The 14648-nt window shown below is 52.4% G+C and carries 12 protein-coding genes; 7 read left to right on the top strand and 5 right to left on the bottom strand.

The genetic code is table 11. The annotated features are described in order from the left end of the window. Nucleotides 1-2 precede the first annotated feature (2 nt). From IZU26_RS04235 to IZU26_RS04255, 5 genes are all read left to right on the top strand, one after another. Nucleotides 3-1109: a tetratricopeptide repeat protein gene (locus IZU26_RS04235; protein WP_433277053.1), complete on the top strand. Its 1107-nt coding sequence runs from the start codon at nt 3-5 to the stop codon at nt 1107-1109. Between the two features lie 165 nt (nt 1110-1274). Next, the gene (gene recA / locus IZU26_RS04240; protein WP_433277055.1) at nt 1275-2480 is read left to right on the top strand and encodes a recombinase RecA; all 1206 of its coding nucleotides are present in this window, start codon (nt 1275-1277) and stop codon (nt 2478-2480) included. Nucleotides 2481-2489: 9 nt separating this feature from the next. Continuing rightward, nucleotides 2490-3008, top strand: a complete 519-nt coding sequence (gene folK, locus IZU26_RS04245) for a 2-amino-4-hydroxy-6-hydroxymethyldihydropteridine diphosphokinase (RefSeq protein WP_433277576.1) — start codon at nt 2490-2492, stop codon at nt 3006-3008. A gap of 350 nt (nt 3009-3358) precedes the next feature. Next, nucleotides 3359-6022, top strand: a complete 2664-nt coding sequence (gene leuS / locus IZU26_RS04250; protein ID WP_433277057.1) for a leucine--tRNA ligase — start codon at nt 3359-3361, stop codon at nt 6020-6022. Between the two features lie 58 nt (nt 6023-6080). Beyond that, the gene (locus tag IZU26_RS04255) at nt 6081-6740 is read left to right on the top strand and encodes an HAD family hydrolase (RefSeq protein WP_433277059.1); all 660 of its coding nucleotides are present in this window, start codon (nt 6081-6083) and stop codon (nt 6738-6740) included. Nucleotides 6741-6748: 8 nt separating this feature from the next. Here IZU26_RS04255 and IZU26_RS04260 read toward each other — a convergent pair whose 3' ends face one another. Continuing rightward, entirely contained in the window at nt 6749-8116 is a 1368-nt protein-coding gene (locus tag IZU26_RS04260; RefSeq protein WP_433277061.1) for an MATE family efflux transporter, read from the bottom strand. Nucleotides 8117-8415: 299 nt separating this feature from the next. On the opposite strand from IZU26_RS04260, the gene IZU26_RS04265 reads away from it, so the two are divergent. After that, nucleotides 8416-10608: a toprim domain-containing protein gene (locus IZU26_RS04265; protein WP_433277062.1), complete on the top strand. Its 2193-nt coding sequence runs from the start codon at nt 8416-8418 to the stop codon at nt 10606-10608. Nucleotides 10609-10674: 66 nt separating this feature from the next. After that, nucleotides 10675-11313, top strand: a complete 639-nt coding sequence (locus IZU26_RS04270; protein WP_433277064.1) for a lactate utilization protein — start codon at nt 10675-10677, stop codon at nt 11311-11313. Here IZU26_RS04270 and purN read toward each other — a convergent pair. The 4 genes from purN to purF form a co-directional block, all read right to left on the bottom strand. Further along, a complete protein-coding gene (purN, locus tag IZU26_RS04275) occupies nt 11310-11948 on the bottom strand; it encodes a phosphoribosylglycinamide formyltransferase (protein ID WP_432998645.1) in 639 nt (212 codons plus the stop codon). The genes IZU26_RS04270 and purN overlap by 4 nt on opposite strands. A gap of 1 nt (nt 11949) precedes the next feature. After that, the gene (locus IZU26_RS04280) at nt 11950-12582 is read right to left on the bottom strand and encodes an AIR synthase-related protein (RefSeq protein WP_433277067.1); all 633 of its coding nucleotides are present in this window, start codon (nt 12580-12582) and stop codon (nt 11950-11952) included. Continuing rightward, the gene (locus IZU26_RS04285; RefSeq protein WP_433277069.1) at nt 12551-13066 is read right to left on the bottom strand and encodes a phosphoribosylformylglycinamidine cyclo-ligase; all 516 of its coding nucleotides are present in this window, start codon (nt 13064-13066) and stop codon (nt 12551-12553) included. The genes IZU26_RS04280 and IZU26_RS04285 overlap by 32 nt, the downstream gene beginning before the upstream one ends. Before the next feature lie 120 nt (nt 13067-13186). Next, nucleotides 13187-14629, bottom strand: a complete 1443-nt coding sequence (gene purF, locus IZU26_RS04290; protein WP_433277071.1) for an amidophosphoribosyltransferase — start codon at nt 14627-14629, stop codon at nt 13187-13189. Nucleotides 14630-14648: the final 19 nt, after the last annotated feature.

Below are 14648 nucleotides of genomic sequence, written 5' to 3' on the forward strand. Positions count from 1 at the left end.
CTATGCCGCGCGATGTTCTCGATGTCGCTTCAAAAATGCTCTCTCGCAGGGATTTTCCGTCTGCGATAAAGCTCCTCGAAGGGCGAAGCGAAATTTACGAAGGCAATTTCGATTACTATATTTTGCTCGCAAACGCGTGCCTCTATGCGGGGGATGCGGGAACGGCGTCGATGTATTATCAAAAGGCGCGCGAGATAAAACTCACCGACACCGGCTTGCTTTTGGGACAAGCCGCTCTTTTTTTGCGCAGGGGCAATACCGACCGCGCGGTGCAGTATTATCTGGAAGTGCTCGACGGCGATCCCGAAAATAAAACCGCAAAGCGAGCGCTTGAATTTATCCGAACGCAGGGCGATTACGATACGATTTGCCGGTGGATCGACAACGGAAAGATCGAACGGTTTTATCCGCCGCTCGGCGCGAATATCGGAAAAATTTTAGGAATCGCCGTTCCTGCGGCGGCCTGCGTGCTCGGCGCGCTGTTTGTGCTGCTCATTATCCGATTTCCGCGAAACGCTCCCGAGGGGGAGCGGGCGGACTTATCGGCACTCGCGCTTTCTTCCGACGAAACGAAATACGCTCAGGAAAAGGATATGGCGTCTTCGGCCTATGCGTTTATCCTGTCGAACAAAGAGATAACCGAAAGCTATGCGCGTTCTCAGCGGTATTTTCAAGCCTATCGCGACAATGCGGCACAGATCGAAATCAACCGGATTTTACATTCGAACGCATCGCTTTCAATCAAACAAAAAGCGCGCGTTTTGATGAGCTATCTTTCACCTCCGACTTTCGACACGATAGCCGACAATCCCTCGTATGAAGATGCGGTGAAAAATCCCGTGCTCTACGAAGACTGCTATGCCTCATGGTCGGGGCGCGTTTCAAATGTCGTAACACAGGGTACTTCATACCGTTTCGATTTGCTTGTCGGCTACGAAACGATGGAAAAAGTCGTCGGCATCGTGCCGGTACAATTCCAATCCGATCCGGGAATTGCGAGCGCACTTCCGGTCAAAGTGCTCGGAAAGATCGTATTCGATAACGGAAAGCTGAGCCTTGAAGGGAGATCGGTGTATCAAAACGTAAAGGATTTTCTCGAAACGCCGTAGACTGTAGTTTTTTATGTGATTTCCGCGTAAAATGGCAAAGTTTCGGCGATATTATAGAGGGCAGCTCTAAAAAATCGATTCGGTTTTTGGAGCCTGTCCGAGTTTTGCGGTGCCCCGTTTTGTGCGAAAGCGGTGCGGAAAAAAATTGATAAAGGAAGGTGTGTAATGGCAACGGCAGCTGTAAACCAGCCGGCGGATAAGTCGGAAAAATTAAAGGCTTTGGAAGCCGCTCGGCTCCAGATCGAAAAGCAATACGGCGCGGGTTCTCTGATGAAGCTCGGCACGAAAGCGGACACTGCGGGTTTCGATGTGGTTCCGTCCGGTTCGATTTTGCTCGACGAAGCGCTCGGCATCGGAGGCTATCCGCGCGGGCGCATCATCGAAATGTACGGGCCGGAGTCTTCGGGAAAGACGACGCTTGCCCTCCATGCGATCGCCGAAGCGCAAAAGCTCGGAGGCATCGCCGCTTTTATCGACGCGGAGCACGCCCTCGATCCGCAGTATGCGAAAAGCCTCGGCGTCAATATCGACGACCTCTGGGTGTCGCAGCCGGATACGGGAGAACAGGCGCTTGAGATCGCCGAAGATTTGATACGCTCCGGTGCGGTCGATATCATCGTTATCGATTCGGTCGCGGCCTTAACTCCGCAGGCGGAAATCGAAGGAGAGATGGGCGACAGCCACATGGGTTTGCAGGCGCGCCTTATGAGCCAAGCGCTCAGAAAGCTCACGGCGATCATCGGCAAGTCGAATGCGATTCTCGTGTTTATAAACCAAATCCGCATGAAGATCGGCATCATGTTCGGAAATCCCGAAACGACGACGGGCGGCAATGCGCTTAAATTTTATTCGTCGGTGCGTCTCGAAATCCGCCGCATAGAATCGATCGAAGGGAAGGGCGACGAAGAGGCGATGGGAAACCGCGTACGCGTAAAAGTCGTCAAAAACAAAGTCGCGCCTCCGTTCCGCAAAGTCGAACTCGACATCTATTTCGGAAAAGGCGTATCCGCTTCGGCGAGCCTCCTCGATTCCGCGGTAAAGCACGGCCTCATCGAAAAGAGAGGCGCGTGGTATTCGGCGGGAGAAGATAAAATCGGACAGGGTAAAGAAAACGCAGTGCAGTTCCTCGAAACGAATAAAGATTTTGCCGCAAATATTGAAAAAAAATTACGTACCGAACTCTTTCCGGGGCAAGCGCTCAAGATGAAAGACGGCGCGGCAAAGGGCGATGTGGGAAAAGCCGACGTAAAATCCGATGCGGCAAAACCTGCCGCACAAAAAGCGGATGCTCGCCCTGCCGCCGATGTGAAAAAAAGCGACGGGGTAAAGGCGGGAACAAAGTCTTCGGCGAACGAAGAGGAGCTTTTTTGATTGCATGAAGTGACGCTCGGTATCGGCTCGAATATGCCGTACCGCTCCATGCCGCCGATCGAAATCGTAAAGGCGGCTTGTGCGGAACTGCGCCCGCTTTTCGTTACGTTTGCCGCTTCTTCGCTGTACCGCACACAGGCGCTCTACATCGCCGATCAAAGCGATTTTTACAATATGGTCGTCTGCGGCGCCGTCCGCGAAGGGCTTATGCCGCACGATCTTCTTTGTGAAATTCACAAGATTGAAGCGAAGTACGGACGCAACCGTAAAAAAGAAGTGCGCTTTGGACCTCGTTCCCTCGACATCGATATCGAACTTTTCGGCGATATGGAAATCGACGATGAAGCGCTTACGATCCCGCACCCGAGAATGCGCGAGAGAGCCTTTGTGCTTGTCCCGTTCCTCGAAATATTAAAACGCCGTGTCCGCGGAGATGATGATAGGGGAGAGGTTTCTCTTTTGATAAAAAAATACGGTGCGGATTTGGAAAAGCTCTCCGATCAGCGCATAGAGCGCTGCAGCGATTGATAAAACTGAGGCGCGTAAACGCAATGCGAAGCTTGCGGAAGACGTGATCGATTTGTTTCGGAAATGCGACGCACGGAAATGCAATGAGGTGCGAAGCTTGCGGAAACGGTGCGACGGATTTTTAGAACCGATTTTGCTTTTTTAAGTCGAGAGTCGAAAAACGCTCATCGCGTTTTTCTTTTATGGGAGACGCGCGGAAATTTCTGCGCGGGGAACTTCGCGCTCCGCGCTCGTTGCAAGTTCCGCACTGCTCGAAATCTTCGCGCTCCGTCTTGCCACTGCCTTTCCGTGCAAGTATAATGAAAAACGCGAAAATAATTTGCAGTGCGCACAAAACGATTGGAGTACCTATGTCGAAATATCCTTTTGAATCGATCGAACCTAAGTGGCAAAAATATTGGGAAAAAAATAAAACCTTCAAAACGACGGAAGACGAATCGGTGCCGAAAGAAAAGCGGCGCTACGTTCTCGATATGTTTCCGTATCCGAGCGGCGCTGGCTTGCACGTCGGACACCCGGAAGGCTATACGGCGACCGATATCTACTGCCGCTATCTCCGCATGAATGGATACAACGTTTTGCATCCGATGGGCTACGACGCATTCGGTTTACCCGCCGAAAACTATGCGATTAAAACGGGCACTCATCCGGCGGCTTCAACGATGGCGAACATCGAGCACTTTACACAGCAGATCAAAGCGCTCGGGTTTTCCTACGATTGGGACAGGTGCGTCATCACGTGCAAAGAAACTTATTATAAATGGACGCAGTGGATTTTTTTACAGCTGTACAAGCGCGGTCTCGCTTATGAAACGGATTCTCCGATAAACTGGTGTCCGAGCTGCAAGACGGGGCTCGCAAACGAAGAAGTCAAAGAAGGAAAATGCGAACGCTGCGGTTCTCCCGTTACGCGCAAAACGATCCGCCAGTGGGTTTTAAAGATCACCGCGTATGCCGACAGACTGCTTGAAGATTTGGACGAACTCGATTGGCCTGAAAGCGTCAAGCTCATGCAGGAAAACTGGATCGGACGATCGACGGGAGGAGAAGTCGATTTCGCCGTCAGAGGCAAAGACGGCAAAGCGAGCGGAGATAAGCTTAAGGTTTACACGACGCGGGCGGACACGCTTTTCGGAGCGACGTACATGGTTATCGCGCCCGAACACCCGCTCGTTTCAAAGCTTACGACCGACGAGCAAAAAGAAGCCGTCGCCGCATACGTCGAAAGCGCTGCAAAAAAATCAGACCTTGAACGCACCGATTTGGCAAAAGATAAAACGGGTGTGTTTACCGGAAGCTATGCGATCGACCCGGTAAACGGACGCGAGATTCCGATTTGGATTTCGGACTACGTACTTATTTCGTACGGCACCGGTGCGATTATGGCCGTTCCCGCGCACGACGAGCGCGACTGGGACTTTGCGAAAAAATTCGATTTGCCGATCGTAAAAGTCGTCGCGTCGAAAGAAGAAGTCGCTTCCCTCGGCGGCGGAGACGAAAAAGCGGGACAGGCGATTTTATTGAACGCCGCAAAAGACGAGGCGGCATATCGAAAACTTGTCGAGGCGCATCCCGAAATCTTCAACGTCGCCGATGCGTGCACGAGTGCGGACGGGTATTCGATCAACAGCGGTGCCTTTACGGGAACGGCTACGAAACAGACGATCAAAGACATGATAGCATGGCTTTCCGAAAAGGGCATCGGCAAAGAAGCGGTAAATTACAAACTGCGCGATTGGATTTTCAGCCGTCAGCGCTATTGGGGCGAGCCGATCCCGCTCGTGCATTGCCCGGCCTGCGGCGTCGTTCCCGTCGACGAAAAGGATTTGCCCCTCGTGCTGCCCGATGTAAAAACCTACCAGCCGACGGGTACGGGGGAAAGTCCGCTTGCGGGGATCGACGAGTGGGTGAACTGCACTTGTCCCAAGTGCGGCGGAAAAGCGAAACGCGAAACGAACACGATGCCGCAGTGGGCGGGAAGCTGCTGGTATTATCTGCGCTATCTCGACCCGCACAACGACGAACGTTTTTGCGCTCCCGAAAAAGAAAAATACTGGATGCCGGTCGATCTCTATGTCGGAGGCGCTGAGCACGCGGTGCTTCACCTTTTGTACGCGCGCTTTTGGCACAAAGTCCTCTACGATATCGGAGCCGTGTCTACGAAAGAACCTTTCCGCCGCCTGGTCAATCAGGGGATGATCACGTCGTTCGCATACGAGCGCAAAAATAAAACCCTCGTGCCGACCGACATGGTCGAAGAAAAAGACGGCGTCTATATCGAAAAAGCGACGGGTGAAAAACTCGAACGCGTCGTCGCAAAGATGAGCAAGTCGCTGAAAAACGTCGTAAATCCCGACGAGGAGATAAAGCTCTACGGTGCGGACAGCGTGCGCATGTACGAAATGTTTATGGGGCCGCTGACGATGTCGAAGCCGTGGAATACGCAGGGCATCGTCGGCATAAATCGCTTTCTCGAAAAAGTGTGGAACGTGAGCGAAAAGGAAATCGGCGATATCGATATCTTCGGCACACTCGACGACGCTTCTCTTGTATCTGCGCGGAAAACCTATGCGCAAACGGTAAAAAAAGTGAGCGACGATACGGCAAACCTTTCGTTTAATACGGCGATCAGTCAGATGATGATTTTTATCAACGAAGTGTCGAAGCTTTCCGTCGTGCCGAAACTCATGTGGGAAGGCTTTGTCAAAATGCTTTCGTGCTATGCGCCGCATTTGGGCGAAGAGCTGTGGCAAAAACTCGGTCACGACGGGACGGTCGCATACGAATCGTGGCCCGCAATCGACGAAAAATATTCTGCCGACGATACGAAAACGATAGCCGTTATGGTAAACGGAAAACTCCGCGCAACCTTTCAAGCGGCAAGCGGTACGCCGAAAGACGAACTTGAAAAAAAAGCGCTTGCAGAGGAAAGCGCTGTAAAGCACATCGAAGGCAAAAAAATTATTAAAATGATTGTCGTTCCGGATAAACTCGTCAATATCGTCGTACAGTGATTCGGCGGCAGGATGCGGCGGGTATATTTCGGAACACGGCGATAAGGGGCGTAAAGCGATGAGCGGATTGCATTATAAAGCGGTTATCTTCGATATGGACGGTACGATCCTCGACACGCTCGACGATTTGGCATCAAGCGTAAACTACGCCCTCGAAGCGAACGGTTTTCCGAAGCGGACGCGCGAAGAAGTGCGGCGCTTTGTCGGAAACGGTGCGGTAAAATTGATTCGGCGCGCAGTGCCCGAAGGTACGGCGGATGCCCTTTTCGATAAAGTATTCGCCGATTATACCGCCCGTTATAAAGCTCACTGCGCCGATGCGACAAAACCCTATGACGGCATTCCCGAACTGCTCGCGTCTCTGCGTGCGTCCGGCATAAAAACCGCCGTCGTTTCGAATAAGCCGGATGAAGCCGTGCGGATTCTCGCCGAAACGTATTTTCCGCACCTCTTCGATGCCGCCGTCGGAACGAGAGACGGTATCAAAACGAAGCCCGCGCCGGATTCGGTGTTTGAAATTATTAAAAAAATCGGAGCGGAAAAAAAAGACTGCGTGTATGTCGGCGATTCCGAAGTCGATATAGAAACTGCAAAAAACGCGGGCATCCCGTGCATCAGCGTTTCATGGGGTTTTAAGGAAAGCGAATTCCTTGCCGAACACGGAGCGCAAAAAATCGTCAATAACGCAAAAGAGCTTTCGGCTGCCGTCGGTGCATGACGGTGCGTTTAATCCGGTGCCTTGCCGATAAGCCATTTCCCTCTGCCGTAGTAGATAAAAAAAGCGATCGCGGTCGCAGTCCACGTGATCGGATAACAGGCGACGACGGTTAAAAGCGTGTTATGCAGCGGAACGGCTGTGAAAATCCACGCGACGCGCAGCACGCATACGCCGAGCATTGTTATGATCATAGGCTTGAACGTTTCGCCCGTACTGCGGATCGTGCCGGAAAGTATTTCGATCGGAACGTAGGCGATAAAAAAGAGCGGCAAAAAATGCAACAGCGATTTTCCCTGTTCGATTACCGCTTCGTCGTGCGTAAAGAGCAAAAAGAAATATTGTCCGAAAAGATAAAAGATCAGCGTATAAAAGAGGGCGGCTCCTCCCGCCATACCGAGCCCCTGTATCGTCGCCTTTTTCATACGATCGATTTTGCGCGCGCCGTAGTTTTGACCGGCAAAAGTTGTGATTGCAATGCCGAACGAGCTTACGGTCATCCAAAAGACGGAATCGAGCCTGCCGTATGCCGCCCATGCCGCTGCTGCGTCCGTTCCGAATGAATTGATATTCGATTGAATTATTAAATTTGAAACGGTATAGAGCGAAGCTTGCATGCCGGCCGGAAGTCCGATCGAGGTCATGCGTGAAAGGAGGTGCGGCGTAAAGCGGATTTTTCCGATGACGAGGCGGGCGTAGCGGTTCGGTTCCCGCATGAGTTTTACGAGCGTCAAAACCGTACAGAGGACTTCCGAAATAACGGTCGCCCATGCCGCCCCCGCGACGCCAAAGCGGAAAACCGCGACGAAAAGCAAATCGAGAAAGATGTTTGCGATACAGCCTGCGACGAGAATGATAAAGGGGCTTTTGCTGTCGCCGAGCGCGCGCAAAATACCCGATCCGACGTTATAGACAAACATCGGAAGGGCTCCGATAAAATAGATTCGGAGGTAGGTTACCGAAAGCGGAAAGATATCGTTCGGCGTCGATATCGCTTTCATCGCGGGAGCGGAAGCGAAAACGCCGGCGACGGACATAAAGATGCCCGCCCATATCGACATCGCCATAGCGGTGTGTACGGCTCGGCTCAGCTCGTGCTTGCGTTTGGCGCCGTAAAATTGAGAGATTATGATCGTTGCGCCGCTCGATACTCCGAGAAAAAATCCTACGAGGAGATTGACGTAGACGCCGCTCCCGCCGCTTACGGCGGCAAGGGCTGCTTTGCCGAGAAATTGCCCGACGATAACGGCATCGACCGTATTGTATAGCTGCTGAAAAAAAGTGCCGAGCAGAATCGGGAAAAAAAACGAAAGGAGCGAGCGCCATACCGGTCCTGTGAGGATGAAAGCGGATGTGCCGTTGTTGCCGTCACGCGTCATGCGTTTTACTGTACCGCGCTTTTACGCCTTTGTCCAGTTTGTACGAAAGCGAGTGTAGAAAGCGAGCACGCGGGGCATTCGCTGTAATAGCGTTCTCGACAAATAGGAGCGATTAAAGAAATATTAGTAAGTAAATATAAATTGAAAATAGGAATTGCGACTTCGTAAAGTGAAGATAAAACCATGAATAAAACTTCACGACTGCCGTACATCATCGGTTCTTTTTTGCTTATTGTCGTTTGGTTTGTGTGATATGCTTGCTCCTTGCTCCGTGCGAAAAATTGCTATATACTGATTATATGGGTGGTATTCAAAAAAAAGGCGGACTGCTTGCGGCGGCCGCAAAAAAAACCGCTGCGAAAAGCGGAGCGAAAGCTGCTCCGGCAAAAAAAACTCAAGCGAAAGAAAAGCGCGCCGAATCTGTAAAATCGAAGAGCGCAAAGCCGAAAACGGCAGCGAAAAAAACGGCTTCCGCCGCCGGTAAAAAAAGCGCGGTAAAAGAAGCGAATAAATCGTCTGCAAGCGCTGCGAAAAAAAACGCGGCGAGAACAACAACCGGAGCTTCGCGGGAAGCAGCGAAAACCGCTTCCGGCGGAGCGCATTCGGCGGCTGCAAAAAAACTTTCCGACATCGCCAAGCGGCCGACTCCGAAAAACGGCATATATGACGAAGACAGCATTTTGCACCTCGAAGGGCTCGAACACATACGGCTCCGGCCCGGCATGTATATCGGCAGTCTCGGCGACGGATCGAACGAAAACGACGGCATCTATATTTTATTAAAAGAAGGCATCGACAATGCGGTCGACGAATTTTCTCAAGGCTTCGGAAAGCGAATCGATATCGATATCCGCGACGGGCGCGTAAAAATCCGCGATTACGGGCGAGGCATTCCGCTCGGCAAACTCGACGACTGCGTGTCGAACGTAAACACCGGCGCAAAGTACAACAATACGGTGTTCAAGCAGGCAATCGGCATGAACGGCGTCGGCATCAAAGCGACGAATGCGCTCTCTTCGTATTTCCGTGCAGCGTCGGTGCGCGACGGAAAAATGGCCGTCGTCGAATACGCGCACGGCGAAAAGACGGGCGAAAAACTCGGCAAAGCGAAAGACGGCGTCAAAAACGGCACCTATCTCGAATTCGTTCCCGACGAAGATATTTTCGGCTCATACACGTTCAATATGGACATGGTCGAAAAGCGTTTGTGGAATTACGCTTACCTCAATCCGGGGCTCCTCATCAGCTGCAACGGCAAAGAATATAAAAGCGAAAAAGGATTGGAAGATCTGCTCTTAAACGAAATGGGAAAGAGCAAGCCGCTCTATCCGATGTTTTCGTATAACGGCAAAGCGATTCAATTCGTCCTCACGCATACGAACAGCCTCGACAAATTCGTTTATTCGTTCGTAAACGGACAGAGCACCGAAGACGGCGGCACGCACGTAACGTCCTTTCTCGACGGCTTTACGAAGGGTATCAGCGCCTTTTATAAAAAAGAATACGACGTACGCGATGCGGCGGGGGGACTTTTCGTCGCGCTCAAGATCGGCATCGACAATCCCATGTTTACGAGCCAGACAAAAAACAAGCTCGGCAACGTCGAAGTGCGCTCGCCGATCATGAAAGAAACGCAGTTCGCGATCGACGATTGGCTGCGTCACAATCCCGACGTCGCAGGCGCGATCGAAGAAAAAATTATTAAAAATCAAAAAGCGCACGCCGAAATCAACAACGTTACCGACAAGCAGATCCGCGAAGCGGCAAAGAGCGTTACGCTCAAAATTCCCAAACTCAAAGACTGCCGTTATCACGTGCAGGACGGAGAAGAAGGCGCGGAGTCGATGATCTTTATAACGGAAGGCGATTCGGCAACCGGCTCTATGGTCGGCTGCCGCGACGTTGCAACGCAGGCGATTTTTTCACTCCGCGGAAAGCCCGAAAATATGTACGGCAGGCGGAAGTCGGCGCTCTATGAAAACGAAGAACTGAAAAATCTGACTTTTTCGCTCGGCATTCAAAAAGATATCGAAGACCTTCGTTACGATAAGATCGTCATTGCAACCGATGCCGATAACGACGGTTTCCATATTCGAAACCTCGTGCTCACGTATTTTTTGCTGTATTTTGAAGAGATCGTTTTACGGGGGCACGTGTACATCCTTGAAACGCCGCTGTTTCGCGTGCGCAATAAAACGACGACGCGCTACTGCTACAGCGAAGCGTCCCGCGACAAAGAATTGAAAGCGCTCGGAGCCGGCGCGGAAGTGACGCGATTTAAAGGCTTGGGCGAAATCAGTCCGAACGAATTCGGCCAGTTTATCCGTCCGCGAAAAGAAGGCGACGGTGAAGACCGCGGTATGCATTTGACTCCGGTGTCGATCGAATCGCTGAAAAACGTGCCGAAAGTGCTGCAGTTTTATATGGGAAAAAATACGCCCGAACGCAGAAACTTTATCGTACATCACCTCGCTTCCGAAATCGACGCGTAAGCGTATCGGCCAACGCCTTTGACTCGGCGTGTGTGCGTCGTTATATGTTTTTATGCGGAGGATTTTATGGATAAGGCGGAACGGATCAGAAACGAAAAACTCGGGGCAGGTCTCATAAAAGCGCTCGCTCTTCGGCACTTCGACGCTTATTATTGTGCGTCATGCGCGGAAGCGGCTGAAAAAATCATCTCGCTCATACCGAAGACGGACGTCGTGTCCTGGGGCGGCTCCGTGACGATGGAAGCGCTCGGCGTCATAGATCGCGTAAAAAAAGGCGGATGGCGCGTCATCGACCGCAGTACGGCACAGTCGCAGGAAGAAAAAATCGAAATCATGAGGCGCGCTCTTTTATGCGATACGTATTTGACGGGCGCGAACGCGATTTCTGAAGACGGCGAAATCGTCAACGTCGACGGAAACGGTAACCGCGTCGCCGCGATGACTTTCGGCCCGAAAAGCGTCATCGTTGCATGCGGCATGAACAAAGTCGTAAAGACCGCCGAAGACGCGACTTCCCGCGCGCGCAATACGGCGGCTCCCGTCAACGCGCAGCGCTTCGACATACGCACGCCCTGCAAAACGACGGGAAGCTGCGCCGACTGCAAAAGCACCGACAGCATCTGCTCGTACATCGTGCGCACGCGCTTGTGCAAACCCGCGGGAAGGATCAAAGTCGTCCTTGTCGGAGAAGCGCTCGGGTTTTAATCGGCGCTCCCTTGCAGCTTTTCCGCGAGAAGGCAGGCGCCTTCGACTATCGCGTCGTGTTCGACCGGCGCTATCCGCGCGTACAATGTGTCCGCCGTATCGCCGGGCATGACGTTCACTTTTTTTTGCACGAGGATCGCTCCCGTGTCGCAGCCCGAATCCACAAAATGCACGGTGCAGCCGCTTTCCGTTTCACCTTCGGCGATGACCGCTTCGTGTACGCGCCGTCCCCACATACCCACCCCTCCGAATTTCGGAAGCAGGGCGGGATGCAGATTGATGATCTTTCCGCCGTACTCGCCGATTATGGGGCCGCATAAAACCGTAAGCCAGCCGGCAAGCACGATCGCGTCCGCTTTGTGCTTTTTGCATGCGGCGAGAGCCGCGTTCGAAACGGCGATGCGCTTTTCATCGCGCGATGCGGCTTCCGCTTTTTCTTTTCCGAGTACCGCGTATGCGCTTACGAGCTCCGTCGCGATTCCGGCTTTTTTTGCGCGTTCGAGCGCATAGGCGTCTTTTCTGTCGCTTACGACAAGACGGATGCGGTACGGACACAAAGCGTGGGATTTTTCATAATCGATGAGCGCCTGCAAATTCGTGCCGCTTCCCGAAACGAAAACTGCGATCGAAAGCATTTCATTCCTCAAAGAGCGTCATCGCTTTATTGCCTTTGACGTTTCCGCGGATTTCTTTTTCGGATGCGGCGACGCGCCCTATCGTATACGCTTTCATATCGGGGATGCCTTTGACCGAAAAGCGCTTTGCGTGTTTGTTGAACCGATCGACGATCGCGCAGGCGTCGCTTTTTTTTACCGCGAGCACAAAGCCGATTCCCATATTGAACGTTTCGAACATGCGCTTTTCGTCGGCTCCCCGCCTTACGAGCTCTTCAAAAACAGGAGGGATGTCCCAGCTTCCGTTTTTAATAATCGATATGAGCTGTTTTTGATTTTCCTTTGCACGGGGATACATGCGCGGAAGATTTTCATAAAAGCCGCCGCCCGTGATGTGTACCATGCCGTGTACCGAGCTCCGGTACGTTTTGAGTACGTCCATAACCGGTCGCACGTAGATGCGCGTCGGCGTCAAAAGTACATCACCGATCGTTTTTCGATCATGCTTTCCGTCCGAACAAAAAGGTTCGCTGAAATCGGTAACGAGTTTTCGTACGAGCGAATAACCGTTCGAATGAACGCCTGTCGACGAAAGACCGATGAGTACGTCTCCCGCTCGTATCTTACTGCCGCTTATAAGCTCTTTTTTTTTCACCGATGCCGACGCCGAAACCCGCGACGTCGTATTTGCCCTTGTCGTAAAAGCCCGGCATTTCGGCGGTTTCGCCTCCGAGCAGCGCGCAGCCCGCATCTTTACAGCCTGCGGCGATTCCTTCTACGATTTTGCCCGCGATCTTCGCATCGAGCGAACCGCAGGCGATGTAGTCGAGAAAAAAAAGCGTCGGCACACCCGAGCAGAGGATATCGTTGACGCTCATCGCAACGCAGTCGATGCCGACGGTATCGTATTTTTTCATCTTAAAGGCGATGTCGAGTTTTGTGCCGACGCCGTCCGTACCGCTTACCATAACGGGTTCTTTGATATGTTTCGGCACGGCGAACATGCCGTTGAAGCTTCCGATGCCCGTCAAAAGTCCCGGGATCGCGGTTTTCGCCGCCGATTTTTTGTATTCGTCGACCGCTTTATATCCTTCGCCGACGTCGACGCCGCTTTTTTTGTAATCGATGGTTTTCGCCATATCGCCCCGCCTTTATCGAAATAATTACAAACCGTCTTCCGGAAAACAGTGCTGTCTCAAGAGTCGGTTACTTTTGGACAGCTCCACATTTAGTCCGATATTATTGATTAATAATTTTAACTAGCACCGCAGCTGTGCGCTTCGGATCTCTCCGGGCACCGCTACGGGATATTCGCCGGTAAAGCAGCCTTTGCAGTAACCGTATTGTTCGGGATTGCACGAACGAAGCGCTTCGAGCATGCCGTCCATACTCAAAAACGCGAGCGAATCGGCGCCGATCTCTTTGCGTATCGTTTCGACATCGTGAGCCGATGAGATGAGTTCCGCTCTGCGCGGCGTATCGATGCCGAAATAACACGGAAATTTTACCGGCGGACTTGAAACGCGAAAGTGCACTTCTTTTGCGCCCGCTTTGCGCAGTATTTGAATGAGACGCCTGCTCGTCGTACCGCGCACGATCGAATCGTCTATGACGATGACGCGCTTTCCGTTTATTTCGTTTTTGATCGTATTGAGTTTGACGAATACGGTATTTTCCCGCTCTTTTTGCGTCGGCGCGATAAACGATCTGCCGATGTATTTATTTTTGACGATACCCGTCGCATAGGGGATGCCCGCCGCCCGCGAATAGCCGAGTGCGGCTCCGAGTCCGCTGTCGGGCACACCGATGACGACGTCCGCCGATACGGGATTTTCTTTTGCAAGCATCGCTCCCATGCGAAGCCTCGCTTCCTGCACGGGGATTTCGTCGAGTACCGAATCGGGACGCGCGAAGTACACGTATTCGAAGATGCACGAACGCTTCGACGTCTTTTCGCCGAACTCGAACGAGAGTACACCGTCGCCGTTGATGATGACGATTTCGCCGGGACGGATATCGCGCACGAAGTCGGCTCCCATCGCGTCGATCGCGCAGCTTTCGCTTGCGAGTACCCAGCCGCCTGCGAGCTTTCCGAGACAGAGCGGGCGGATACCGTTCGGATCGCGCGCACCGATGAGGCAGTCCTGCGTCATAACGCAGAGCGCGAACGAACCTTTGATAAGCTGAATCGTATCGGTGAGTGCGCGTTCGAGTCCTTTTTTATAGCTTTTCGCGATGAATTTGACGATAACTTCCGTATCGCTCGTCGAATTGAACGACGAACCGCTTTCTTCGAGCATTTCGCGAAGCTGTTCGTAATTGACAAGCTGACCGTTGTGCGCAACGGCGACGGTACCGAGCTTAAAACGGTAGACCATGGGCTGTGCGTTTTCGATCGTACAGCCGCCGGCGGTCGCATAGCGGACGTGGGCGACGGCGATCCGTCCCGAAAGTGAATCGAGGTTTTCGCGTTTAAAGACATCGGCGACGAGACCCATAAGCTTATGCACTTTGACGTCGCTTCCGTCCGACACGGCAATTCCCGCGCTTTCCTGTCCGCGGTGCTGCAACGAATACATGCCGTAGTAGGCGAGGGAAGAAGCGCTCATTGCCGACGTATCGATTGGGTCGGCGTTCAAATACACGCCGACGACGCCGCATTCGTCGTGGAGAACGTCTTCTTCATCGGTTAAATCATTCATACCGGCGCCGTCCGTAAAA

It is taken from the genome of Treponema sp. SP13 (assembly GCF_050938355.1).
GTDB classification, from domain to species: domain Bacteria; phylum Spirochaetota; class Spirochaetia; order Treponematales; family Treponemataceae; genus Treponema_D; species Treponema_D socranskii.

What these genes read in the sequence shown, in the direction of transcription:
- purN (WP_432998645.1), bottom strand. Translation starts at nt 11,948, where the DNA reads ATGCTTTCGATCGCAGTTTTCGTTTCGGGAAGCGGCACGAATTTGCAG.
- purF (WP_433277071.1), bottom strand. Translation starts at nt 14,629, where the DNA reads ATGAATGATTTAACCGATGAAGAAGACGTTCTCCACGACGAATGCGGC.
- IZU26_RS04265 (WP_433277062.1), top strand. Translation starts at nt 8,416, where the DNA reads ATGGGTGGTATTCAAAAAAAAGGCGGACTGCTTGCGGCGGCCGCAAAA.
- IZU26_RS04255 (WP_433277059.1), top strand. Translation starts at nt 6,081, where the DNA reads ATGAGCGGATTGCATTATAAAGCGGTTATCTTCGATATGGACGGTACG.
- IZU26_RS04235 (WP_433277053.1), top strand. Translation starts at nt 3, where the DNA reads ATGCCGCGCGATGTTCTCGATGTCGCTTCAAAAATGCTCTCTCGCAGG.
- leuS (WP_433277057.1), top strand. Translation starts at nt 3,359, where the DNA reads ATGTCGAAATATCCTTTTGAATCGATCGAACCTAAGTGGCAAAAATAT.
- IZU26_RS04285 (WP_433277069.1), bottom strand. Translation starts at nt 13,066, where the DNA reads ATGGCGAAAACCATCGATTACAAAAAAAGCGGCGTCGACGTCGGCGAA.
- IZU26_RS04270 (WP_433277064.1), top strand. Translation starts at nt 10,675, where the DNA reads ATGGATAAGGCGGAACGGATCAGAAACGAAAAACTCGGGGCAGGTCTC.
- recA (WP_433277055.1), top strand. Translation starts at nt 1,275, where the DNA reads ATGGCAACGGCAGCTGTAAACCAGCCGGCGGATAAGTCGGAAAAATTA.
- IZU26_RS04260 (WP_433277061.1), bottom strand. Translation starts at nt 8,116, where the DNA reads ATGACGCGTGACGGCAACAACGGCACATCCGCTTTCATCCTCACAGGA.